The sequence below is a fragment of the Megamonas funiformis genome, assembly GCF_010669225.1.
GTDB classification, from domain to species: domain Bacteria; phylum Bacillota; class Negativicutes; order Selenomonadales; family Selenomonadaceae; genus Megamonas; species Megamonas funiformis.
This window is the reverse complement of sequence record NZ_CP048627.1, coordinates 1174218-1198176: the sequence shown is the minus strand read 5'-3', so window position 1 is coordinate 1198176 and position 23959 is coordinate 1174218. Positions and strand designations below refer to the sequence as shown.

General features: G+C 29.3%; 27 protein-coding genes. 4 read left to right on the top strand and 23 right to left on the bottom strand.

What is annotated here, in order from left to right; all coding sequences use genetic code 11:
• Window positions 1-5: 5 nt before the first annotated feature.
• From whiA to GXM21_RS05980, 14 genes are all read right to left on the bottom strand, one after another.
• Complete coding sequence (gene whiA / locus GXM21_RS06045) at window positions 6-965, bottom strand: DNA-binding protein WhiA (protein WP_008537955.1); 960 nt, start codon at window positions 963-965, stop codon at window positions 6-8.
• Between the two features lie 39 nt (window positions 966-1004).
• Entirely contained in the window at window positions 1005-2297 is a 1293-nt protein-coding gene (gene yvcK / locus GXM21_RS06040; protein ID WP_008537956.1) for a gluconeogenesis morphogenetic factor MgfK, read from the bottom strand.
• Window positions 2298-2327: 30 nt separating this feature from the next.
• Entirely contained in the window at window positions 2328-3215 is an 888-nt protein-coding gene (gene rapZ / locus GXM21_RS06035) for an RNase adapter RapZ (RefSeq protein ID WP_008537958.1), read from the bottom strand.
• Between the two features lie 57 nt (window positions 3216-3272).
• Window positions 3273-4079: a Cof-type HAD-IIB family hydrolase gene (locus GXM21_RS06030; protein ID WP_008537959.1), complete on the bottom strand. Its 807-nt coding sequence runs from the start codon at window positions 4077-4079 to the stop codon at window positions 3273-3275.
• A 73-nt stretch (window positions 4080-4152) separates the two neighbouring features.
• Entirely contained in the window at window positions 4153-5562 is a 1410-nt protein-coding gene (locus GXM21_RS06025; protein WP_008537960.1) for a TIGR00341 family protein, read from the bottom strand.
• Window positions 5563-5718: 156 nt separating this feature from the next.
• A complete protein-coding gene (locus GXM21_RS06020) occupies window positions 5719-7200 on the bottom strand; it encodes a glycoside hydrolase family 32 protein (RefSeq protein WP_008537961.1) in 1482 nt (493 codons plus the stop codon).
• A gap of 244 nt (window positions 7201-7444) precedes the next feature.
• The gene (locus tag GXM21_RS06015; RefSeq protein WP_163604687.1) at window positions 7445-8785 is read right to left on the bottom strand and encodes an S-layer homology domain-containing protein; all 1341 of its coding nucleotides are present in this window, start codon (window positions 8783-8785) and stop codon (window positions 7445-7447) included.
• A gap of 71 nt (window positions 8786-8856) precedes the next feature.
• Window positions 8857-9471, bottom strand: coding sequence for a cytidylate kinase-like family protein (locus GXM21_RS06010; RefSeq protein WP_008537963.1), 615 nt, complete (start codon window positions 9469-9471; stop codon window positions 8857-8859).
• A gap of 10 nt (window positions 9472-9481) precedes the next feature.
• Entirely contained in the window at window positions 9482-10723 is a 1242-nt protein-coding gene (locus GXM21_RS06005) for an oligosaccharide MFS transporter (protein ID WP_008537966.1), read from the bottom strand.
• A 12-nt stretch (window positions 10724-10735) separates the two neighbouring features.
• Complete coding sequence (locus tag GXM21_RS06000; RefSeq protein ID WP_249068231.1) at window positions 10736-12217, bottom strand: glycoside hydrolase family 32 protein; 1482 nt, start codon at window positions 12215-12217, stop codon at window positions 10736-10738.
• Window positions 12218-12422: 205 nt separating this feature from the next.
• On the bottom strand, window positions 12423-13397 hold the full coding sequence (locus GXM21_RS05995) for a LacI family DNA-binding transcriptional regulator (protein ID WP_008537968.1): 975 nt from the start codon (window positions 13395-13397) through the stop codon (window positions 12423-12425).
• A 190-nt stretch (window positions 13398-13587) separates the two neighbouring features.
• A complete protein-coding gene (locus GXM21_RS05990; RefSeq protein ID WP_008537970.1) occupies window positions 13588-13764 on the bottom strand; it encodes a hypothetical protein in 177 nt (58 codons plus the stop codon).
• A 118-nt stretch (window positions 13765-13882) separates the two neighbouring features.
• Complete coding sequence (locus GXM21_RS05985; RefSeq protein ID WP_008537971.1) at window positions 13883-14092, bottom strand: hypothetical protein; 210 nt, start codon at window positions 14090-14092, stop codon at window positions 13883-13885.
• A 121-nt stretch (window positions 14093-14213) separates the two neighbouring features.
• Window positions 14214-14771: a hypothetical protein gene (locus GXM21_RS05980; protein WP_008537972.1), complete on the bottom strand. Its 558-nt coding sequence runs from the start codon at window positions 14769-14771 to the stop codon at window positions 14214-14216.
• 309 nt (window positions 14772-15080) lie between these two features.
• On the opposite strand from GXM21_RS05980, the gene GXM21_RS05975 reads away from it, so the two are divergent.
• Window positions 15081-15626 (top strand): hypothetical protein, encoded by a 546-nt coding sequence (locus GXM21_RS05975; protein WP_008537973.1) that lies wholly within the window; start codon window positions 15081-15083, stop codon window positions 15624-15626.
• A gap of 584 nt (window positions 15627-16210) precedes the next feature.
• On the opposite strand, the gene GXM21_RS05970 is transcribed toward GXM21_RS05975, so the two are convergent.
• From GXM21_RS05970 to GXM21_RS05950, 5 genes are all read right to left on the bottom strand, one after another.
• Window positions 16211-16417 (bottom strand): hypothetical protein, encoded by a 207-nt coding sequence (locus GXM21_RS05970; protein ID WP_008537975.1) that lies wholly within the window; start codon window positions 16415-16417, stop codon window positions 16211-16213.
• A gap of 2 nt (window positions 16418-16419) precedes the next feature.
• The gene (locus GXM21_RS05965; RefSeq protein WP_008537976.1) at window positions 16420-16695 is read right to left on the bottom strand and encodes a hypothetical protein; all 276 of its coding nucleotides are present in this window, start codon (window positions 16693-16695) and stop codon (window positions 16420-16422) included.
• A 16-nt stretch (window positions 16696-16711) separates the two neighbouring features.
• Complete coding sequence (locus GXM21_RS05960; RefSeq protein WP_008537977.1) at window positions 16712-17260, bottom strand: N-acetylmuramoyl-L-alanine amidase family protein; 549 nt, start codon at window positions 17258-17260, stop codon at window positions 16712-16714.
• A 213-nt stretch (window positions 17261-17473) separates the two neighbouring features.
• On the bottom strand, window positions 17474-17923 hold the full coding sequence (locus tag GXM21_RS05955; protein ID WP_163604686.1) for a phage holin family protein: 450 nt from the start codon (window positions 17921-17923) through the stop codon (window positions 17474-17476).
• 120 nt (window positions 17924-18043) lie between these two features.
• Window positions 18044-18508, bottom strand: a complete 465-nt coding sequence (locus GXM21_RS05950) for a hypothetical protein (RefSeq protein ID WP_008537981.1) — start codon at window positions 18506-18508, stop codon at window positions 18044-18046.
• Window positions 18509-18573: 65 nt separating this feature from the next.
• Between GXM21_RS05950 and GXM21_RS05945 the strand changes: the two genes are divergently transcribed.
• The 3 genes from GXM21_RS05945 (at window position 18574) to GXM21_RS05935 (ending at window position 20337) form a co-directional block, all read left to right on the top strand.
• Window positions 18574-19593, top strand: coding sequence for a tyrosine-type recombinase/integrase (locus tag GXM21_RS05945; protein ID WP_008537982.1), 1020 nt, complete (start codon window positions 18574-18576; stop codon window positions 19591-19593).
• A 244-nt stretch (window positions 19594-19837) separates the two neighbouring features.
• Complete coding sequence (locus tag GXM21_RS05940; protein WP_163604685.1) at window positions 19838-20068, top strand: hypothetical protein; 231 nt, start codon at window positions 19838-19840, stop codon at window positions 20066-20068.
• Between the two features lie 11 nt (window positions 20069-20079).
• The gene (locus GXM21_RS05935; RefSeq protein WP_163604684.1) at window positions 20080-20337 is read left to right on the top strand and encodes a phage baseplate protein; all 258 of its coding nucleotides are present in this window, start codon (window positions 20080-20082) and stop codon (window positions 20335-20337) included.
• On the opposite strand, the gene GXM21_RS05930 is transcribed toward GXM21_RS05935, so the two are convergent.
• The 4 genes from GXM21_RS05930 to GXM21_RS05915 are packed head-to-tail and all read right to left on the bottom strand — an operon-like array spanning window position 20334 to window position 23949.
• Window positions 20334-21482, bottom strand: a complete 1149-nt coding sequence (locus GXM21_RS05930; RefSeq protein WP_163604683.1) for a phage tail protein — start codon at window positions 21480-21482, stop codon at window positions 20334-20336. The two genes, GXM21_RS05935 and GXM21_RS05930, sit on opposite strands and share 4 nt — an antisense overlap.
• The gene (locus GXM21_RS05925; RefSeq protein WP_008537984.1) at window positions 21479-22165 is read right to left on the bottom strand and encodes a baseplate wedge 1 family protein; all 687 of its coding nucleotides are present in this window, start codon (window positions 22163-22165) and stop codon (window positions 21479-21481) included. The genes GXM21_RS05930 and GXM21_RS05925 overlap by 4 nt, the downstream gene beginning before the upstream one ends.
• Window positions 22158-23588 carry a hypothetical protein gene (locus tag GXM21_RS05920; RefSeq protein WP_008537985.1) on the bottom strand — a complete coding sequence of 477 codons (1431 nt, stop codon included), beginning with the start codon at window positions 23586-23588 and terminating at the stop codon, window positions 22158-22160. Before GXM21_RS05920 ends, GXM21_RS05925 begins: the two co-directional genes overlap by 8 nt.
• Window positions 23572-23949, bottom strand: coding sequence for a contractile injection system sheath initiator (locus GXM21_RS05915; RefSeq protein WP_008537986.1), 378 nt, complete (start codon window positions 23947-23949; stop codon window positions 23572-23574). The genes GXM21_RS05920 and GXM21_RS05915 overlap by 17 nt, the downstream gene beginning before the upstream one ends.
• Window positions 23950-23959 lie beyond the last annotated feature (10 nt).

Below are 23959 nucleotides of genomic sequence, written 5' to 3'. Positions count from 1 at the left end.
TAAATTCATTCTTTTATACTATTGTCCTTCCTGATTTGCATTGCTAAAGCATCAATCTTACGCATGCGATGATTAATCGCAGAACGACTACAATTTAACAATTCCGCCAACTCGGTAAGCGAAGCCTCTGGATTATTTAAACGTAAATTAGCCGTTTGTTTTAATACTTTCGGTAACTCATCATATTCGTCATATTTTATCAATAAATTTATATTCTCAATTTGTTTCATAGCAGCATTAATCGTTCTTTGCAAATTAGCAGTTTCACAATTAACTAAACGATTAACCTGATTTCTAATTTCTTTTAAATTACGTGCAGATTCAAAAGCTTGCAATAAACTTTCCTCTACACCAATTAAAGCTAATAATTCTAAAATAGCTTCACTTTCTTTTAAATATACAATATATACATTTTTTCTATCTGTAAGCCCTACAGGTAAATATAATTCATGACACAAATCACGTATCAACTTTGCAAAAGTATAATTATCTGTTACAAATTCTAAATGATATTCACCTTCTGGTTTATTGACAGAACCACCACCTAAAAAAGCCCCTCTTAGATAAGCTATCTTACAACAATCATTTTGTAAAATATTGCGGTCAGTACCTGCATCTAATAAATTTTTTGCAGTCAAAAACCCTAATCTCTTCAAAATGCTACTAGCTTCTGGCGATGGTGTAGCTCTAACAGCATAATTATTGTGTTTTCGTAGACGACGAGAACGTCTAACTGTAACTTCTGTATGAATACCTTGTGGTACACTTGCTTTTAACAAAGTCAAAATTTTTCTGGCTACTGCCGCATTTTCAGTAACAAAATTTATACCAAAATCATGTTTGCTATTAAAAGAAATAGTGGCTCCCATACGTAGCAGTGCAGCTAATTCCGCTGTTTTGCAACATACTTGAGAGCCTATCACATGTACCAATTCATTCTTAACTTGACTTGCAAATGATGGCATCTAAAACCAACTTTCAAAATATATTATTCTATTTTAAACTCAATTTTCTTTTAATGTATGATATATTTTCATTACATTTTGTGCTAACTTCATCGAATCATGATGTATCATTTCTGAATCATCAATTATATCTGCTTTAAATAAACCAATACCTAAATCTTCTACAGCTTTTTCGTCAACAAGCACAGGATATTGACCTTTTTGCGCATAATATTCCTGCATTTCTGCGGAAATCTCTTTATTATTAACTAAAACATAATCAACTATACCTGCACCGCCATGTTCAATTAAAGCTTTTACATGCATAGAAGCTGTATAATCATCTGTCTCTCCTGGTTGAGTCATTACATTACAAATATAAATCTTTATAGCTTTACTTTTTTTGATTTCATCAGCAATATTATCCACTAATAAATTAGGAATTATACTTGTATATAAACTTCCTGGACCAAATACAATGACTTCAGCTTCTCTGATAGCTTTTATGGAAGAAGGCACTGGTTCTACATGGTGTGGAAAAATATGCACACGTTTTATGCGTTTATGCACTAACGGAATTTGAGACTCACCTTCTACAACAGTTCCATCTTCCATAGTTGCACTTAAACGAATTTTAGCTGTTGTCGCTGGGAAAACTCTCCCTTTTACAGCTAATACACGGCTTGACTCTTTTAAAGCTTGTTCAATATCGCCAGTAACTTCTGTCATTGCTGTGATAAATAAATTACCAAAGCTATGGCCAGCTAAATCACTATTTCCACTAAAACGATATTGAAATAACTTTTCCATCATTGGTTCTGTATCTGCTAAAGCTACTAAACAATTTCGCAAATCGCCTGGAGGCACAATATTAAACTCCTCACGAAGTCTACCAGAAGAACCGCCATCATCTGCTACAGTAACAATAGCAGTAGCATTTCTAGTTTCCTCTTTCATACCACGAAGAAGCACAGAAAGACCTGTACCGCCACCGACAACAGTAACATTTGGACCTTTATCCAATTTGCGATGTTCATAAATCATATCTACTAATCTTCCAGACTTATCAGGAACAAGCACTGTTATCAATGAACGAATGACCATTCTCGTAGCTAATAACATTATTATCAAGCCAAAGACGATTATAGCTATACCTACGATTGCAGTTATCATATAATCATATGAACCTGTCCATGTATACACAGCATAAAATAAAAATTCTTCAATACTATCTATATATTTATAATTGAATACTATGGCTAAGCCTAAACCTGTAAGCAGTGCACCAACAGCAAATAAACATAACCAACGCTTAAATCGCATTCCAGGATAAAGCCATTTTAATAAATGCATTTAATCCCCTACTTTCTTATTTTACTATGTTCAATTTGCTCTATGTTCTCTTACTTCATTTTTCATCAAATCACGATGTTCTAAATTTGCCACATAACCTTTTTCATTTAATAAATTATATAAATGATTAGCTATATATACAGAGCGATGCATACCACCTGTACAGCCCACAGCAATTACTAACTGACTTTTTTCTTCATTGATATATTGTGGTATTAAAAACTCTACTAAATCATCTAATTTCTTCTTAAATTCTTTAGTAACTTCATGTTTTTCTATATAAGCTGCTACTTCTGGAACAGTTCCACTCTTATAGCGAAGTTTTTCATCATAAAATGGATTAGGCAAAAATCTCACATCAAAAACTAAATCAGCATCTAAAGGCAAACCGAATTTAAACCCAAAAGATAAAATACTGATATTCATTTTTCCTGTATCATCAGTTTTAAACATCTTTGTAAGGCGTTCTTTCAATTCAGCGCGTTTTAAACAGCTAGTATCAATAATGAAATTAGCGCGTTTTTTTATTTTATCTAAAGCTTTACGTTCAAGTTCAATAGCATCACTAACTAAAACATTAGGGTCCATTGGATGACGTCTACGAGTTTCTTTATAACGACGAATAATTACTTCATCAGAAGCATCCATAAATAATAAATGATAATTTACTTTTTGTGCATCAATCTCATCTAAAACTTGATTAAATGTATCAAAAAAATCTTTACTACGTGTATCTACTACCAAGACAAATTTCTGCATATTTTCTGTAGAATTACTACATAAATCTACAAATTTTGGTATCAATACAGGAGGTAAATTATCAACACAAAAATAACCCAAATCTTCAAGATTACGACATGCTAATGTTTTCCCAGCTCCAGACATACCAGTAACAATTATCAAACGAAAATCTTTCATATCTAACACCTCTAATCTATAAACTAGGAACATTATCCATTCTTATATAATAATCGCTCAAATATCTTTTTTCAATACATATTTATAAATTGCTTCGGCAACGCCATCATGTTCACAATCGCCCACAACCACATCACCACAAGCCTTGACATCATCTTTAGCACTTCCCATAACAGCGCTAAATCCAGCCACTTTCAACATAGGAACATCATTATTTGCATCACCTATAGCCATCACTTCATCTATACCCAAACCTAATTTTTCTGCCAAATGATGAAGACCACTTGCTTTACTTATATTAGGTGCCATTATTTCTACATAATTAAATTGAGATTTCGCAGCATGTGCTTGACCAGAAAATTTTTCATTAAAAAGCCTTGCCACTTCATCACTTTCTTCATTACTAGTAGTGATGACTAAAATTTTAGGAATTCTATCTACTAATTTATATACTTTTTCACCGATGGCATAACCTTTTATATTAATGCCTTCTTCATACCCTTTTGTCTTATCTGTATAAGCTTCATAATATAATTTATCATCTTGATAAGTTTGAAAATAATACTTCATTTCTTTACAATAATCATAAATTTCACTGACAATTTTGGGAGGTAAAAAACCTTCAAAATACACTTTTCCAGATACAGATTTTATTAAAGCACCATTATAAGTAATAATGGGCACATCTAATTCTAATTGTTCAGCAAATCTACGAGAGGCCTCATACATTCTACCTGTTGCAATTGTTGGTATAATACCTTCTTTTGCCATTTCCTTTATAGCTTGTTTATTAGCTGGAGATATTTCACCATTTTTATTTAATAATGTACCATCTAAGTCTGTAGCAAATAATTTTATACTCACAAAAATCACACTCTTTTCTCATTAAGAATTTATTCAATTATATCATAAACTTACACAATTTATTTTTTATTTATCACCAAGATATACCATTCCCTGAAATAATATTATCTTCATTATTAGAACTAATTTGAACATTTAAAATCACAGGCATATTAGCTTCGCTTTCCATCCATGATTTCAATTTTATTACATCTTGGCTAGATAATTGTTCTTTTACATATACAATGACCATAAATTTTAAAGCGTTTACTTCACCTTTTTCATTGATATTATTAATTGTTCCACCTTCAATCTTATCAATCTGTGGAAATAAAATCTTTCCTTTTGTATTAAAAGCTTTTAAGATTGCTTGATTATCCGTTATTCTTTGATATGCTGGATAATATTGTACACTTAAATTTTGATATTTCATCAAATCACTATCTTTATTAGCCACATTCAAAACGCCATCACGTTGTTGAATACTACTATTTATCAATTTTTCAATATCTTGTTTTGAATAACCTTCATCATAAACATTTTGAATGATTTTCAAATTTAAATCTTTAAGCTGGCTATAATTTAATAAATCTTTTTTCAGTTTATCAATCTGTGTTTCTTCTAAAGTTTTGCCGATTAAAACTACTTCAAAAGTCTTACTATCTTCTCTTATATGATAAGCAACTACTTGTCTATCATCATAATTAAAATATTCATTTATATAGCTAGTAGCTTGTGCTTTCTCTACATTATCTCTTACACTTTGATAAGCTGTATATACACTAGGAATGATTGTTATAATACCGATAATTGCTAAATAAAATTTCTGTCTGCGCAACACTTGAATAGACACATATTGTTTTGCAGGAACTTTAATAAATTTTAAAACTATAAAAGTTGATAAACAAATAAACACACCATTTATACAAAATAAATATAAAGCGCCACTAAAGAATTTCAAAGAATGTGTAGCGATACCATATCCCGCAGTACAAAGTGGTGGCATCAAAGCTGTGGCAATGGCTACACCTGGAATTACATTACTTTTTTCTTTACGAGTTATACCTATTATCCCTGCAAGTCCACCAAATAATGCTATCAAAACGTCCCATATCGTAGGTTCTGTACGTGCCAATAACTCTGAAGAAGCCGTAGAAATTGGTGATATATAAAAATAAATAGTTGATGTTAAAATACAAAATCCTACTTGAAATAATAATTTTAAAAATGACTTACGCACATAAGCCGTATCATATGTAGCTATACCATAACCTATAGCCATAATAACGCCCATAAGTGGAGATATTAACATTGCCCCAATAATTACAGCTGTACTATTCATATTCAAACCGATAGAAGCAATAAACATAGCTAAAATTAAAATAGCCATATTCGTGCCCTTTAATAAAGCTCCACTTTCAATTCTCTCAGAAATTTCTTCCATTGATGCCCTATCTGCATTCAAATCGAATACATCTAATAATACTTTTTTCAAATAGTCCATAAATTATCACCCTTTCTCAAAATAAATTTTGTGACTTTTCTTTAATTATAAATAACTTCATAACAATAAGCAAAATATTACTTTTAAAATTTTACATAAAAAGAAAGGATAGATAATTTTTATCTATCCTTTTAGAAAAATAATTATTTTTTATTATTAAATTTCGTAAAAATCAATCTTAGCTTTTATTTCCCCTATAGGCTCAAAAACAATTCCTGTTGCTTCTTGCATAGGATAAATACGAGAACTGATTACATATTCTCCACCATTGATGAAAATTTCTAAAGAAGAGTAATCACTAAATATCTGCAAATAAATCTTTTCATCTTGTAAATTAACTTTTGCTTCACGTTCACCAGTTACGCCTTTACCAGATTTATCGCGATTTAATTTAAATATTTTACTATTTTTATCATAGCTAATAACCGTTTCTTCATTTTCAGAAACACGCAATTTTAAATTAAAACCGTTTGCTTTTGTCAAATCAAAAACAGTATTTAATTCATAACAATCGCCATTTATTCCTTCTAAAATACAATTTTGAACTAAGTTTACATCATAATTCACATTATTTTTTCTTAATTTTTTCAACTCTGGTATTGGTAAACTATATACTTTGTTGTTTTTTACTTCTAAAACACGAGGAATACTCATCATACCAGCCCAACCTTCTTCTTGTTCTGGCATCTCGCTTTCCCACATAGCAAGCCAACCAATCATTAAACAGCGATTATTTTTTTCATCCTGCATTATTTGCGGAGCATAAAAATCAAAACCATAATCTAACATCTCAAAGTCATTTTCACGTTCAAAAATTCCTGTATTATAGTCCATTTTTCCCAAGAAATAACCTGATTGATGTAAATTTAAAAATTTATTACCTTCTGGCTCTACACCTTGAGGAGATAAAATCAATACTTCATGATTATCTATCTCTGCAAAATTAGGGCATTCCCACATAAAACCTAAATTTTCTTCTTCTGTAGACATAGCCATTACATTAACAAATTCCCAATTCAATAAATCCTTGGATTTATAAATTAATGCTTGTCCTGTTTTTTCTGTTGTTTGAGCTCCTACTACTTGGTAATACATATCATTATATTTCCAAACTTTAGGGTCTCTAAAATGCTCCTTAAGAATATTTAAATCTTCAGGAAAACTATCTATATTGATAATTGGATTGTTCTCCAATTTTTTAAAACTTATACCATCTTCACTGATTGCTACACATTGAGTTTGCAATTGTGCATCATCTTTATCATTTTCTTTATCCAAAACTACATGTCCTGTATAAAAAAGATATAAAGTATTATCTTTTTCTATTGCACTACCAGAAAAGCAACCATCTCTATCATATTCATCAGTTGGTGCAAGTGCTATCGGTTTTGTTTTCCAATTAACTAAATCCTTACTTGCTACATGTCCCCAATGCATAGGACCCCATTGGCTAGAATATGGATGATATTGATAAAATACATGATATTCACCATTAAAATAACAAAATCCATTAGGGTCATTAATCCAATTTGCAGGAGCACTAATATGATATTGTGGCTTCCAATAACTTTTTTTGGCAATTTTTGCCATTTTACTTTGATATTGTTCTGCTTTTGCTAAAGCTTCTAAATGTGTCAAAATCTCTCTCCTTATATTTCATGTTTATGAAATTAAAATTTCACGATATTATATAAAACCCGTTTGATGGTTTTATATAATATCACCATCTTCAAAAAAATGCAACCATTTTTTATAAATTATATTAATAACTAAATATGCTTAAAATTTATATTATATATTATGAATGTTAAATAAATATTAAGATTTTATAAAAAAAAACTACTTAAAAAGTAGTTCTTTTAAATTTATTAATAATATATGATTAGAAATAAAATTCCATTTGTGCACGGAAGATATCTACATCTTGTCTACCTTCTGTACTTGTTGCATTTACTTGTGTACCTGTTGTGTAGAATACTTCTATTGTTGTATTTTCCATTGGTACATAGTCAAAGCCAAGTGTCCATCCTCTTACGTTTTCAGTATAGTCTACTGTTGCATCTATTGTTGAGAATGCACCTACATTTCTATAATTTGTGAAGATTGCAAAGGAACCTACATCACTTGGATTGTGTTGTTTATAGCGAAGTTCACTAAACCATCCATCATTTACTACTTCACTGCCAACACTATCTGTTACTCCATCTAAATCAGATTTGCTATATGCTGCCATTAATGTTAAATTATCTGCAAGTTTTGTATTAAATCCTGCTTCCCAGAAGTTTACACTATCTTGGAAATTGTTGCCTTTTTCTGCTACTGTTACTTCATTTAATCTACCATATGTTGCACCAATTGCTGTTACTGGGCTAAGATTATATTTCAATCTAGCAGAAGAATACTCTGTTCCAAGATATGCTCCAAAAGTTTCTTTTGTATCTTTTGGATTTTCAAATGTAGTTCCAGCTAATGTTCTACTATCTTTTAATCTACCATAAGTCAATGCTCCAGATAAATCGCCAGCTTCAAATGTGTATTCTGCACCAGAAATTTCAGTATCGATAATTCTTCCGTATGAAGAAAATTCTCCATAACGACCTACTTTTAACATGCTATCGCCGAAATTACCTTCTGCATATATTTTATTTACTTGAATATCTTTGTCTCCATATGCAGTGATGCTATCGGATTTCATATTATATTCTGTTTCAATCTGGCTTACACCTGTCCAATTATCGTTTACTTTTCCTTTAATCCAGTATTCAATATGAGCATGGCTTGCACTATCTTTATCCCAATCAGCTTTTGGGTTAGTAGCATTGATATCGCCATCATCATAACGTAAACGAGCTGTTCCTGTGAATTTTACATTATCACTTTTCTTTTCAAGGTCTGCTACTCTAACACCTAAATTATCTAGTTCTTCTGCAAATTCAGCAGCTAACTTATCTACAATAGCTTTATCTGCTTTTTGTAAATCTTCTTTTGCCATAGCACGAGCTACAATCTGAGCCATTTCATAACGTGTCATTGTTTTGTTGCCCTGGTATGTTCCATCTGGGAAACCATCAATTACGCCATCAGCAGCAAGTGTTGCCACTGCATCATAAGCCCAGCTATCTTGAGGAACATCACTAAATGGGTTGCTAGCAGCTCCTGCCACTCCTGTACTCATTAGAACCAAAGCAGATGTTGTAATAGTTAATGTAGATTTGTTAAACATAATAAATTCTCTCCTAAAACATAAAATTTTTATTTAAAATAAATTTTTGCTCAAAATAAAATCACTAAAAATCATTTTGTTCTATTTACTTGAACTTTTTCAATATATTTTATAATCGCTTCAGCCACTTCATCTAATGAAAACTTACTTACATTTACAACTAAATTATAATTTGTAGGGTCTCCCCATTCTTTACCCGTATAATAATTGTAATATCTTCCTCTTTTTTTATCTTCAATATTTAATTCTTTTAGAGTTTTACCGCCATAGACATTTTTACCTCTTTCAGTTCTAAACTCGTCATCAGCAGTAACAAATATAGAAAAATGATTTGGCAAATCATCAAGTACAAAATCAGCACATCTTCCCAAGATAACACAACTTCCACTATTTGCTAATCTTCTAATAGCTTTTGCTTCAGACAAAAATATACCTCTACTTGCTTCGCCTAAATTAATACCAAATGAACGAAATGGGAAAAATGCCATAGTTAATGGATTAACAGTATTTTCTAATTCTAATAAATCATTTTCATTTAAATCATCCGTTTCCAATTTAGCTGCTGCAATATGCACGATTTTTCTATCATACAATTTAATATTCAATTTTTCAGCTAATATCTGTGCTAATTCACGACCACCACAGCCGTATTTACGGCTAATGCTGATAACAATATTCTTATCCAATCCAATTCACCTATCCTTCATTTTGAATATATTCTTTTAATTCACTTTGTTTTTCTTTTGGTATTCTTTTATCTGAAATCAATACAAATGCACCGAATACAGTAAATACACCTACAACAGCACCTAAGAATAGATATGCTACTTTGAAACCAACAGTATCATAAAGATTTCCTACAATTGGTGATAAAATAGCTGAACCTAATTGGTTTGATAATTGATAACCTACTAAATACAATACAGAAGATAATCTTGTATCAAAGTTCTTAGCCAAATATTTAAATACAGATACTAATAAGATAGATAATTCAATAGCGTGTAATAATTTAATTATCGAAATACTAATTGGGTCATTTGCAAGTCCAGAACCAATCATTCTAAAAGTCATGATAGAACCAGCTAAGATTAAACCATGTTTTGGACCAATTTTATTAACAATAAATGGTGCTATACACATACCGCCAGCTTCAAGGAATATTTGTAAAGAGTTCAAATAACCAAAAGTTTCATTACCTTGTTCAACAGTTGGGAATAAAGAAGCATAGTAAATAGCAAATTGTTGATCAAATACACCATATACGCAAGCAGAACCTAAAATAAAAATCATGAAAAGCCAAACATCTTTAATGCTGAATAAATGTTTTACATTTGTTAAATTAATTGGTTCAGATTTTATAAAATCAGCCTTACTTTCATCAATACGTACTGTTAATAATATTAAAAGAAGAATAATTGCTCCACCAGAAGCCATCCAGAAAATAAGGTCTGGATCATAATTAAATGCACGACCTGCACAAAATACACCTACAGCAGCACCAAGAGAACCCCATGCACGAGCACGACCAAATTCAAAATTATAAATACGACCACATTTTTCTATGAATGATTCAATAACAGCTACACCTGCATAATAAGCAAGACTTAATACAAAAGAACCGATAACTGCACCAACATAAAAGTTATTTTTTAACAATGGTTCATAGACAAATACAAAGAATGGACCTGTTAAAGCAACTAAAATAACAATGAAAAATAGTAAATATCTTTTCATCCCTATTTTATCTGAAAGATATCCATAAAAAGGCTGTAATACCATACTAAAGATAGCGTTACCTGCATAAATTGTACCTATTTGCATACCAGTTAATTGAATTTTTTGACCAAACCATATTGGTAAAAATGCAAAAAATACTAACCATGAGAAAAAATATACGAAGAAGAATGCACTTAATTTCCAATAAATTAAATTTTTCATTATAAACGCTCCTTAAATTTCATAAAAATCTACATTTGTTTTTATGTTTCCATTTGGTATAAATACGATTCCTTTTGCTTCTTTAGATGGATAAATTCTAGAACTTAAAACATGTTGTCCATCATTTATAAAAATTTCTAATGATGAACGATCGCTAAAAATTTGTAAATTCATTTTCTCTCCAACCGGTTCGATATAAACTTCACGTTCTCCATTTACACCACAACCAGATTTATCACGATTTAACTTAAATTTCTTAGTATCTTTATCATATGAAATTACTGTTTCTTCTGTAGCTGATACACGTAATTTTAACGCAAAGCCCTGTGCATTTTTTAAATCAAAATCTATATCTAATTTATAACAATCACCATTCACATCATCAAAAGAAATAACATCATCTATTACTTGCTCATGATGTATTTTTAATTTATATAACTTACTCAATTCTTCAATAGGTTTGCTATAAATCATATTATCTTTTACTTCAAGAACACGTGGTATACTCATCATACCAGCCCAATGATTTTCTTGTTCTGGCATATTACTTTCCCACATATCGAGCCAAGCAATCATTAAACAACGATTATTTTTTTCATCTTGCATTATCTGTGGTGCATAAAAATCAAAACCATAATCTAATAAATCAAACTTGCTATCTCTATGGAATATACCTGTTTGATAATCCATCTTTCCTAAGAAATATCCTGATTGATGTAGATTTAAGAATTTATTGCCTTCTGGTTTTACACCTTGTGGAGATAAAATTAACGCCTCATGACCATTAACTTCTGCAAAATTCGGACATTCCCACATAAATCCTAAATTTTCTTTTACACTAGATGTAGCCATAATATTCAAAAATTCCCAATTAATTAAATCTTGAGATTTATATACAACTACTTGCCCACTTTTCTCTTTAGTTTGCACGCCTACTACAGTGTAATACCAATCTCCATGTTTCCAAACCTTAGGATCGCGAAAATGCTCTGTTTTTATATTTAAATTTTCAGGTAAAGATTTAATTACAGGATTGTTTTCTACTTTATCAAAACACAAACCATCATGACTAACAGCTAAACATTGCGTTTCAATTCTATCATTACCACCATTACTATTATCTAAATCTACATGACCTGTATATAATAGATATAAATTTCCATCTTTTTCAATAGCACTACCAGAAAAACAACCATCTTTATCATATTCATCAGTAGGTGCAAGAGCAATTGGTCTATGCTCCCAATCTGCCAAATCTTTACTAGCTACATGACCCCAATGCATAGGACCCCATTGACTAGAATATGGATGATATTGATAAAATAAATGATATTCACCTTTATAAAAACAAAATCCATTAGGATCATTTATCCAATTTGCTGGTGCAGCTATATGATATTGTGGTCTCCAATAATCATTTTGTGCAATTTTCTCCATTTTTTGTTGAAATTTCTCAGCTTTTAATAATGCTTCAGTATGTTTCAAATTTTTCACTCCTATTATAATAAATTTATAAAACCGGTTCGACTTTCGATTAAAAATATTTGGAAATATAAAATCTGCTTTATGTCAAACGCGTTTTATATTTCCTGAAATAATAATATCACTATCTTTTTAAAAAATCAACATTTTTTTAAAACAACAAAAAAGAATTTATTTTCTGACAATTATATTGATAAAAGGATTTATTCCTTTTATCTTAGCAAGTATCACCATATCGTATAGATATTGGCACAATTACCTCTTTTTCTATATTTTCGTTTTTTATCAAAGAAACTATCATTTGTGCAGTTTTTTGAGCTAATATATTTATAGGTTGAACAATAGCAGTTATATTATAAAAACTACTTTCTGTTATAAAAGTTCCATCATATGCTATAAATTTTATATCTTTTGGTATGTCTAATTTTCGCTTACGTGCTTCACCTAAGCATGCACAAACCACCATATCAGCACCATATACACCATCAATATGGGGATATTTTTCAAATACATCGACAGCAACTCTCTTAAAATAGTTCATGTCAAATTTATTCCATTCCATTTCATAATTTATCACTTCAATTCCATTTCTAGATAATTCATCTTTAAATGCACTATGATGTAAATATGCTGACATTGAACTATTTTTTATACCTGTTATTTGTAGAGGATACTTACAACCAGCCTTTAACATTGCTTGAGCTGCTAATCTTCCACCTTTCTCATGATCTGAACGAATAATCGGTATTTTATTATTAATAATTCTATCAAAAGCCACAATAGGTTTATTGACATTATCATATAAATCAACTTCTAAAGAATGGCAACCCATAATAATACCATCTATCATTTGTCTTCTTAACATGTCTACAATTTCATGTTCCGCATTCTCTCTTTCAATCGTTGAACAAACCATTATTTTATAATTATATTTATAAAGTGCTATCTCTAATGCACCAATAAAAGCCCCAAAAAAAGGATGTGCTACATCAGGTACAATAATACCAATTATATTTGTACTATTACGATATAAATTTCTTGCCAACTCATTTGGTACATAATTTAATTTTTCTATTGCATCTAATACTTTTTTTCTTGATACCTCTGATACATAACCCTTATTATTCAATACCAATGATACCGTACTTGGAGCTACCTGTGCTAATTTAGCCACATCTCTAATACTAGCCATACCCTAACCACCTTATAATACAAATAGATAAAATAAATTATAACATAAATTAAATAAGACAAAAAATCAAAAAGTAATACACTATATAGTATTTTTCAGAAATCCCAAAACCCATTATAATAAATAAAGATTTTATCACTTGATAGCATAGTAAATTATTAAGTCTTATTAATTTTGACATCATTTAAAATTATTTTATATCACTATAAAAATTATAAGCTTTTTCAATTTCTTTCTTATCTTGTTCGTCAAATAACTGATTTATAGATAAAGTTTTATATGCTTCTAATTCTTTTAATATAGATGTATCTATTATAACCTTAAATCCTTTAAAGCCTTTTTTCTTATTCAATTTTCTTCTTATCATGGATATCCTCCTAATATTGAAAGAGGCTATCCTCTATGGTACAATATTTCACAGAGGGTAACCTCTGGTTCTTTATAAGGCAGTCTGTAACACTTTGGTCGGTAGTGCAGACTGTCTTTTATTTTTCTTCATTATAGTAGCCATCTAAGATTTTTTTTGCTGTATCCTTGTCTTTTTTCACAATTTTACTAAACTGTCTTATCATCTCCCATTCATCATCAAATGCAGCTATAGACCTAGTTTTTCTTGTTATATCTTTTTTAGTTCCAACAGGTCTGCCAGCTCCTGTTCTTCTACCTCCCCAAGTTGTTTTTTTAGTTTCAATCAATTTAATCACCTCTCTACTTATATTATAGCACAATCTTGATTATTAATAAATAAAAATAATCAAGAATATAATAAAAAACTCATCTATCAAATTTTAATCTGAATAGATGAGTTTTTATAAATTAATCTGATATTTTATATATAGCATCATCATATGGTGGAATTAATATTTTTTTCTGTTTTAACATTTCTTTATAATCTTGCATTTCTTCAAATTTACCATAACTATCTTTAAACCATTCTTTGCCCAAATAGTCTCTAAAAAAGATACCTACTACTAGAAATTTTTTCATGCCCATACCTTTATTTTCCATATCCAATACAATTTCTTGTTTAGGTAATATTGTTCTAATATATTTTACAGAAGTATTAATTTCACCTTCATTTATATTCATTGTATTTATTCCTTGTGCAACTACTATATCAAATATTGGATAATCAGATTTGTTACATATCTTAACTTCATTTTTAAATGAAGTCTCTGATATTATACATGGAAAAACCTTTTTAACTTCATTAATATGAAAATTTTGCTCATTCTGTTCTATTTGTTTTTTATTAAGTATATAAATTTGTTCATTTTGTTCTATTTTTTTCTTACTAAGCTTATAAGAACGATATGCTATACATGCACTTACTATAGGAATAAAATATGTTAAAAAAATATTTGAACTATCCATACTAAAACCTCAACATATAATTATAATTTGATATTTTTATTATATATTATCCAATATTCATATTCAATAAATTATAATTTAAACTTACAAAGATTTTACTATGATAACTATCTCTATAATTCTTTTTATATAACTTCTAAAAGTCCTAACAATACTAATAAAAGTAATTAAAATTTTTGTATATCAATACTATAAAATTTGATTTTTTAGTATTTAACTTTAATAGATATTGTATTTAAATAACAGGAAAAATTAAATAAATAACGAATAATACCCTATATAATATTATTTATTTTTTGAGGTGTTGTTATGAAAAAAATTTTTTCATTATTGTTAACTCTTGTATTGGTATTATTTATGTATTCTTCGCCAGTTAGTGCAGCTTATTATGGAAAATTTAGTTCACTATTAGGGAAGGATTATGATATGCTTTTTCAGACATATTTTATATTTGCACAAAATAATCCAAACATTGTATACAGAACGTCAACGGATAGCAATGGGTATGATGAAATGTATTGTTTTTATTATAATAATGATATAAAAACTCTTGAAACTTTAACATTTAATGATGAAGGTATGTCTGTTCGTTATACAGTCTTACAACAATTTAATGATTATAATGAATTAATAAATGCTGTAAAAAAAGAAGATGAGTTTTTGCATAGCATAGGTACTGTTATTTATGATGCTCAAGGTACGGCACATACATCAGATTGGGAATATCAATATGCTTATTATGCAAAGGATTATGGTTTATTAATCGCAAAACAATATACTCCACGAGGAGAATATAAAGCGTCATTGAGATTCATTGATGATAAGTTTGACAGAATAGAGAGAAGTATATATTAAAAAATAAGGACTAGCCATTTAGGTTAGTCCTTATTTTTATATTCTTATGCAATTAAATGTTTATCTTTTAATACAACAATAATGTCTTTATATTGAGTTAACATATTATATACATATAGTTGTCCTTTTGAGGTCATTTACTATATAATATATAAATAATAATTTTACCAGCAAAAACAAATAAAAAACTTCTTAATCCTATAAAATTAAACATTTTCATCAAATCAAAAAAACTACATTATCGCTGGTAAAAAACAACTAAAATCCTTGTATCTCAATATTTTTAATAGTATAATGAAAATCACATAGATTTATTTTTCTAGTATTTAACTTTAACAAATGTTGTATTTGAATAAAAAATGTCTTTTGGTAGTGGAAAAAACAAGCTATTTAACTTTAACAAATGTTGTATTTGAATTAAATAAGGAAGATATTATAGATATAAATCCAGAAAATTTAACTTTAACAAATGTTGTATTTTCCCTATAACAACAAAAAAGCCCCTATTACCTAGATTTTTTCTAAGTAATAGGGGCTTCTTTTTTAGCAATAAAAGAAAATGTTATTTAATTATAACTCTTTTATTAGATTTTATCTATAATTTTATTTACTTCTGCAATACCTTTACCATCTAGCTTATCTATTATCCCAAGATAAGCCACATTTCTAGCTACTACAGATGTGCTAGTAGTTGTAATTATTTGTTTTTGTAATTTGTCCTTAAGCTTTCGCTTTTCATCATCTAATTTAGATTTAATAAAAATCTTTGCAAATTCTTTTAATATGTTCATGCTTATTCCTCTGTTGGTGCTAATTTATTAACTACTTTTTCTACAATCCAAAGACTACCATTTATGGCTACTGGTAAGAAAATAGTATCTCTAAATTTTACCCAGCCTTTTTCATCAACCGCACTATTTTTAAGCTCTGCAACAAAAGCTGTAGCTACTTCTTTAACTGCTGGCAATGCCGTATCTTTAATCCATTTTATAGCCATATCTTTTACTTCAGTCGTAATAAAATCCTTCATATTTTCTAAAACTTCATTTTTAATTTCATCAATAGTCATATTAATAATCTCCTTATTAAAATAATTTTTCTGCGTCAGTTATACCTCTAGCGATAGCATTAGCAAATTCTTCTATTCTATACATAAGTTTATAAGCATCTTCTTGATTTGAAATAAATGCTGTTTCTACTAATACCGCAGGCATACTAGTTTCTCTTAATACACACAAATCTGGACGTTCTTTAATGCCACGGTCCACCATATTAAGAGAATTAACAATTTGTACCTGAATACATTTAGCTAAAATATTAGATTTTCCACCATCTAAAGCATAAACTAATGTTTCTGTTCCTTTTGCACTAGCATTAGCAGCAGAATTACAATGAATAGATATAAAAATATCTGCACCACTATTATTTGCAGTAGCACAGACATTAGGTTTACCTTTTGTTTCTCCATTTAAATTATCTGATTGCAATAGTTGACATGGATAACCGATTACTTCCATTGTCCTTTTTAATTTTTCGCCAATAGCTAAAGCAATATCTACTTCTCTAATATTATTCGCACAAGCTCCAGGGTCTAAATCCATATCATGCCCAGGATTGATAAAAATTTTTAACATTATGCATACACTCCTTTTATTAAACTGGTCGAATTCGACTAGTTTGCTAAATTTAACTAAAAATAAACTAAATTTTAGCTTAAATCTACCAATAATCTACCAATTACCTTCCAATTAAAGCCTTTAATAGTGCGGTTTATAAACTCTAACTTTACAATTACCTTCCAATTACCTTCCAATTACTTTCTTATCATCTAACTGCATTGAATAGGTTCATTTTTTTGCCTTTATTTCTGTAAATTGAGCCAAAGTATCTTTTAATTTTTTAGGAACTGGCAAACCACAATTACTAGCATTTTCTAAAATACTTAAGCCTTCATTTCCAATAAAAAAGAGCAAGACAACATTTTTTATCAATGCGTCCTGCCCAATTAACACATCCATCTGATGTGCTAATATTACCAAGCAAAGAATAACTATTTTCTTGATAATACCTTTGAAACCTTTCCTACTATCTAAGTAAACATTAGACATTATATATGCAGCACTTAGACCAGTAATATAATCAATAATCATAAAAATTAACAATATTTCTATCTGATTGTTCCATTGCCCTATAAAGTGCTGCAACAAAATTCCCACAAAGGCAACACCTCCTCCAACATACGTTTCTAATTTAGTAGGAATTAAAGAGATGATAAAATTTATAAATTCCTCATGCATATCACCACCTACTTACTAGATTCTAATTCTGATATTAACTTTTCTTTTAAACAGTTGGGGCATTTTTCATTTGTACATTTGCCTTGTTCATCAAGCTTTTTAGCACAAATATTACATCTTTTAGTCATTTGCTTTTACCTCCTGAAGCTTATTATTTGTATCTTCAATAACAGAAGCATACTCTTGTTTTAATTCCGATTGTAATTCGGTATCATCTGTAAGTACTGCTACCAACATAGCGTCTTTTATATCAGCAATTTGTTCATCATTAGCTGCCATAATTTCATTAATTTTATTAAGTAATTTTTCTTCTTCTGTTGGTTCTTTTGGTGGCACGTATTCACGTTCAGATTTTGCCTTAATATAGATATCAACATTATCAATATAACCTTCAAAATCAACATTAGGATATTCTTTAAATTCTTTGTTGACCACACAACATTCTTGGTAATTATCGTAGATAACTTCATTCAAATCTTTTAATGTTAATTCACTATCTAATTTAAAATTTTCTACAGTATCAGAATACTGTTTATCACCATTTATAATTAAAATCTCGCCTTTTTGAATTTGAAAAACTCTCATAAATTTATTCCTTTCTGTGATATACTCTCCTAAATTTTATTTTTAAATTTTTAGGAGTGATTATTTTGAGAAAACCTAATGGATATGGAAGTATTAAAAAATTAAGCGGTAATCGGAGGCGACCTTTTGTTTTTGTTATTACTCAAGATGGTAAACAAAAAGCTATAGAATATTTTTGCACACAAACAGAAGCTGAAATTTATGCTGCCGATTACAATAAGAAAAATAATAAAATTCTTCATGGGCATGAAACCACCTTTGATGAGCTATTTTATAGATGGTTACCTTTTTATATAGACAAGCACCAACCTAGTAAAAGCACTATAAACAGTTACCATAATGCTTATAAACACTGTCTACCTTTACATGAAATGCCATTAAAAAAAATTAAGTATTACCACTTACAGGACATTATAGATACAGTTAAAAGAAAAGGTCTTTCCTATAGTACTTGCAAGAAAATCCGTTCTACTTTATCACTTATGTTTAAATACGCTTTAATGATGGAATACGTAGATAAAAATTATGTTATGCTTTTAAATTTAGGCAAGAATAAACAAAAACGACCACATAAACCTTTTACAAGACAAAAGATTAATAAGCTTTGGTCTAATATCCATATTGAAGGTGTCGATACTATATTAATTCTAATTTATACTGGCATGAGAATAGGAGAACTTTTAGAACTTACTAAAGATAATGTTTATATGCGACAAAAATACATTAAAATAACTAAGTCCAAAACTAAATCTGGTCTGCGAATAATTCCCATACATGAAAAAATATTTCCATTGATACAAATACGTATGCAAACACCTGGTAAATACCTTATTTGCCGACATGATGAAAAGCCTTATAACTACAGCATTTATTGCACTTTATGGGATAAGATAATGTTAGCACTTAATGCAAAATATACACCTCATGATTGTCGTCATACTTGTGCTACTTTGATGGATAATGCAGAGGTGAATTATAATGCTAAACGTAAAATATTAGGTCATGCATGCAATGATGTTACAAATGGAGTTTATACACATAAAGATATTAGACAACTCCGCAAGGCAATTAATAAAATAAAATAAAATGATACTAATAAGATACGTATAAACCGAATTAAGCTTTAAAAATAAGCATTAGTTAGACTTTATTTGTGTTACTAATTGTTACTTGTAAAAACACTAAAAATAACATATTTCTAAAACTTAAAAATCCTATAACCACGCAAGTTACTGCTGTTATAGGATTTCTTTTTTAGTAAAAATTAGAGAAATATTTATTTTTAATATTATGTTTACAGCCTTTATTAAAATTTTACCTGTGGGAGAATTGCCAACTGTTACTCCTGAAGGAGCTATTGCTTTAAATGTATGGGCAAATGATACTGTGGCTATTGTTAATGGTGGACATACTGTTAGTGGTAGTTCTGATAGATTTGATTATAGAAAGCCAAGTATTTCAGGTACAGCTTCTTTTACTGGAAAACCCTTTGGAAGTAATCAAGCCCATAATAATATTCAACCTTATATTTCTTGCTACATTTGGAAACGTATTAGTTAACTGTGGGAGAAATGCCTGCTCATAGTCATACGGCTGCAACAAATACAACAGGCAACCATAATCACAACGCAACGGGTTGTAATGGTAGTTCTGGTCCAAATAATGGGCATTTTGGAGAAATCGGAAATAGAACAGATGGTAGTTATGCTGTAACAGAAAGTGCAGGAAATCACGCACATACTATAACAATAAATAATACAGGTAATGGTTCTGCACACAATAATTTACAGCCATATTTTGCTTGTTACTTTTGGAAAAGAGTAAGTTAAGCAGTACGTTCCCATATATAAATTGCTAAATAAGGTGGTAGATTATTATGTGCTTGATTTGAACCAGTACTGTTTATTGTTACAGTATGACTGTGTGAAGCATTAATTAAAAATCCTGTTTTATTATGGTCATTATTTGTACCACCATAATCATTACCTCTATTTTTAGATATTATCCCGCTAACACTAACTTCATCATAATTTATACCTATGCTGTTCGCATTGCCTGTTAGATTAGCTGTATTTGTGCTGGCACTATGACCATGAGAGGGCAATTCTCCCACAGTGAGTTGATGAGTTGCCTCCCCACCAGTACTTCCTGCATTATAGGTTGTTCCCCAAGAAGATTTACCTTGTGCTAATAACACACGACCAGCAGGCATTGCTTCCCACGTACCAAATCCAAACAATGTAGCTGGATTAGTGCTAACTGTAGATATATAAATACTTCCAACTGGATATATTTTTTTCATTGTATCTAGCATTGGAGCAAATTTTGCTATAGCATTTCTAACAAATCCACAAGTAGCAATTTGTGTATTATTCGTATCTACATTAGCAGTTGGAGCTGTTGGTGTTCCTGTTAATCCAGGGCTTGCTTTTGGTGCTAGTGTAGATAAATCTACACTAACAGCACTTGCAACACCATTATTTATATATACTGGCTTGGTAGCACTTCCCACTGTAGAAGTTCCTAATTTATTAGCAACACTTGAATTATTAGCATTATTAGCATTTTCTGCTGTAGTAGCTTTTGCTGCTAAATCCGCATTAGCTGCACTATCGGCTTTACCTTGAAGATTACCTATAAATTTAGTAGCGGTAATATTATAACCACTAGCATTTAAATTTCCTGTAACTGTTCCACCATTCTTATCTAATTTCTTATCAAATAATGTCTTATGTGCTTCACTATTCTCATTATGATTACTAATTAATTCTTCTGTGTTTGTTTCTATTCCCATAAACTCATCATATAAATATTTAAATTTTAAATCGTTTAATCTTTGAAGAGAATCAAACGATTGATATGATGGTGGAACATTCCCTAAATATCCCCAACCTTTTAAATAATTATCATCTGTCCAATCAATTTGAGAACTTGCCCCAGAAGCAAATATTTTTTGAAAATCCAATTCACTCATACTACATATCCTTTCTTAATTAAGTTATTACTAAATATTTCAGACAATGGAGCTTGACCAAATCCTTTAGCAAATTTTTGATTATAAAATCCAAAAACATTATCTTTATCAAAGTGTGTCATACTTTGACAACTAACTCCAGCAGGTCTAACTATTAAATCTAAAGCATTTGCAAATAGAATTTCATTTTTTGTTAATTTTCTACCAATACCAACAATAAATTTTGCATTATAAATGTCTTGTACTATAGCAATGTCCGTTTTAAAAATAAACTGTATAGATTTTATAGTGTCATTCATATAACATAAAGAATTATTTTTATTAACTTTAGCCCAAAGAATTAATCTATATTCTTCATCAGACAAAGATGTACTGGATAAATAAGGTTCGCTATATTCTCTAAAACGAGCTTGATTAAAACCAGTAGTATTAATTTGATTTTCAAATCCAAAAAAATTTATAGTAATAGCATTATTTATTAACCTGTTTCGGTCCACAATTTCTCCTATACCATCTAACTGTGCACCTTCACCTGTATCTATCCATCGCTTTTCTTTTAAATTATTAAAAGTATCATCTAATAACTGTAATTCATCTGAAATTGCACAAAAAATTGCTTGTAAAACTTTCGTATTAGAAAATTGTACAAGCAAATGGTTCATCATACTTTCATATCTATTCATTTATAATCACCTCTATTTGAGAGATGTCAAATGTTGCATTCTCATGAGCAGAAATCACAATATTATTATTGTTATATTCCTTAGGTGTTTCTCCTGTAGTAGCTTTTATATCTATATATGCTATAGCATTAATATTATTATAAATAGCACCTATAAATTTTTGTAATATAATATCTTCTCCAATATTTATTTTACTTGCTTCTTGTAAAATAATTTCTTTAATTTCATTTGGAGTATTTTCTCCCCATGTTTGTTCAGTATTTTTGGTAATAGTAATTTTAAGCCATATCTTAACTTGCTTAGGTCTATTAAAACGTATAAGATGACTAATCCCTTGATTATCCAATACTGTTTTTTCTATATCACCAAAAGTATTTATTCCTGGAGCTTTATAATTATATATTTCTTTTGCAATATCATCTTCACTGCCACCTTCAACAATTATTTCTATACTATGTGGTGGTCTATTTTCACTATCTACCGTATCACTATCATTTTCATATGCCAAGCAAGCAGTTACTCCAGCTACATTACTATATATATTAGCTTGTATTGCCTCCAACATTACAGAAGCTTTACTATACACCGAAGATGACCAACGTTGCCTAAGTTCTACATCCGTTTCTGCGTCCCTTCCAACTATATTTTTTATATTACTTACGCTATTCCAACCTGTAATAAATGTATTTATATTTTTTACACTACCTAATGTAGGATTTATACTTCCATATATATCTGACACAAAATAAATAGGACTACTTACATTTTTTATTATTAAATTAGTATTAATACTGAATATCTTAGTTTTGTCATTACTACTAATAGTAAGCAAATCATTACTTAAATTAAAATTTAAATTTTCTTTAGAAAATTGATTATATATATTTGTTAAAACATTTGATACATTATCAGATATTTTTGCAGTATAAGATTTTTGTTCTCCTTCTATTGTTATAAAATATGTTTTATCATTTTCTACATTATCTATAGTTAATTCAATTTTACTAGCATTATCTGAAGATATTTTACTTTCTTCTTTTATTGTATAAGTATTAGTATTTTCATCTTGAATTTGTAAATTAACAGGAAACCTAGTATTATTCAGACCTGTACATTCGCAAATTATAATAGTTTGTTCAGCTTGTATAGGTCTAATAGCACTTAAAGCTGCTGCATTTGATAATGATATACCAGTTGCTGTATGTGGATACATAGCAAAATAAACATTTTCAGCCAGTTCCCATAAATCCGCTAGTTCAAATGCATAAATCCCATGAATTTGACCAAATATAGAATTACTATCTGTTTGAATAGCTATTCCTAATTTATCTGCAACACGTTTATTTAAACTATCAATTATTTCTGGTAATCTTTTTCGTTTAAAACCTTCTTTTGTCAACCCATATTCAACTGTTGTTACCATATCCCAATATCACCTCATTTGTTATTAATCCATATTTTGTATTTATTTCATAGTTTATAGATAATTCTCTCCGTATCATTGAGAAATCTAAATTCATAGATGATATTTCCTTTACACCTTCAATATTCATTATCTTTTCAGAAAAAATTTGCTTTATATGATTTTTATTTGGATTTTTAACTAAAATATATTCTAAATAAGGTATTCCTTGTCTAGTATCTAAAAACCATTCATTCAACCAAAAACGCAGAGTAATTAGCACTTGTTGGGCTATTCGCTCTGCGTTATCTATTAATATTAAATCATTATTTTTTATTACTAAATCATTATTAGCTGTATTTAAAGCTATATCATAAGCCAATAAATCACCT

What these genes read in the sequence shown, in the direction of transcription:
- GXM21_RS06015 (WP_163604687.1), bottom strand. Translation starts at nt 8,785, where the DNA reads ATGTTTAACAAATCTACATTAACTATTACAACATCTGCTTTGGTTCTA.
- GXM21_RS05995 (WP_008537968.1), bottom strand. Translation starts at nt 13,397, where the DNA reads ATGGCTAGTATTAGAGATGTGGCTAAATTAGCACAGGTAGCTCCAAGT.
- GXM21_RS05950 (WP_008537981.1), bottom strand. Translation starts at nt 18,508, where the DNA reads ATGAGAGTTTTTCAAATTCAAAAAGGCGAGATTTTAATTATAAATGGT.
- GXM21_RS06025 (WP_008537960.1), bottom strand. Translation starts at nt 5,562, where the DNA reads ATGGACTATTTGAAAAAAGTATTATTAGATGTATTCGATTTGAATGCA.
- GXM21_RS05920 (WP_008537985.1), bottom strand. Translation starts at nt 23,588, where the DNA reads ATGGTAACAACAGTTGAATATGGGTTGACAAAAGAAGGTTTTAAACGA.
- GXM21_RS05935 (WP_163604684.1), top strand. Translation starts at nt 20,080, where the DNA reads ATGCCTGCTCATAGTCATACGGCTGCAACAAATACAACAGGCAACCAT.
- GXM21_RS05965 (WP_008537976.1), bottom strand. Translation starts at nt 16,695, where the DNA reads ATGACTATTGATGAAATTAAAAATGAAGTTTTAGAAAATATGAAGGAT.
- GXM21_RS05960 (WP_008537977.1), bottom strand. Translation starts at nt 17,260, where the DNA reads ATGTTAAAAATTTTTATCAATCCTGGGCATGATATGGATTTAGACCCT.
- whiA (WP_008537955.1), bottom strand. Translation starts at nt 965, where the DNA reads ATGCCATCATTTGCAAGTCAAGTTAAGAATGAATTGGTACATGTGATA.
- GXM21_RS05980 (WP_008537972.1), bottom strand. Translation starts at nt 14,771, where the DNA reads ATGGATAGTTCAAATATTTTTTTAACATATTTTATTCCTATAGTAAGT.
- GXM21_RS05990 (WP_008537970.1), bottom strand. Translation starts at nt 13,764, where the DNA reads ATGATAAGAAGAAAATTGAATAAGAAAAAAGGCTTTAAAGGATTTAAG.
- GXM21_RS05975 (WP_008537973.1), top strand. Translation starts at nt 15,081, where the DNA reads ATGAAAAAAATTTTTTCATTATTGTTAACTCTTGTATTGGTATTATTT.
- GXM21_RS06005 (WP_008537966.1), bottom strand. Translation starts at nt 10,723, where the DNA reads ATGAAAAATTTAATTTATTGGAAATTAAGTGCATTCTTCTTCGTATAT.
- GXM21_RS05955 (WP_163604686.1), bottom strand. Translation starts at nt 17,923, where the DNA reads ATGCATGAGGAATTTATAAATTTTATCATCTCTTTAATTCCTACTAAA.
- GXM21_RS05970 (WP_008537975.1), bottom strand. Translation starts at nt 16,417, where the DNA reads ATGAACATATTAAAAGAATTTGCAAAGATTTTTATTAAATCTAAATTA.
- GXM21_RS05925 (WP_008537984.1), bottom strand. Translation starts at nt 22,165, where the DNA reads ATGAATAGATATGAAAGTATGATGAACCATTTGCTTGTACAATTTTCT.
- GXM21_RS05930 (WP_163604683.1), bottom strand. Translation starts at nt 21,482, where the DNA reads ATGAGTGAATTGGATTTTCAAAAAATATTTGCTTCTGGGGCAAGTTCT.
- yvcK (WP_008537956.1), bottom strand. Translation starts at nt 2,297, where the DNA reads ATGCATTTATTAAAATGGCTTTATCCTGGAATGCGATTTAAGCGTTGG.
- rapZ (WP_008537958.1), bottom strand. Translation starts at nt 3,215, where the DNA reads ATGAAAGATTTTCGTTTGATAATTGTTACTGGTATGTCTGGAGCTGGG.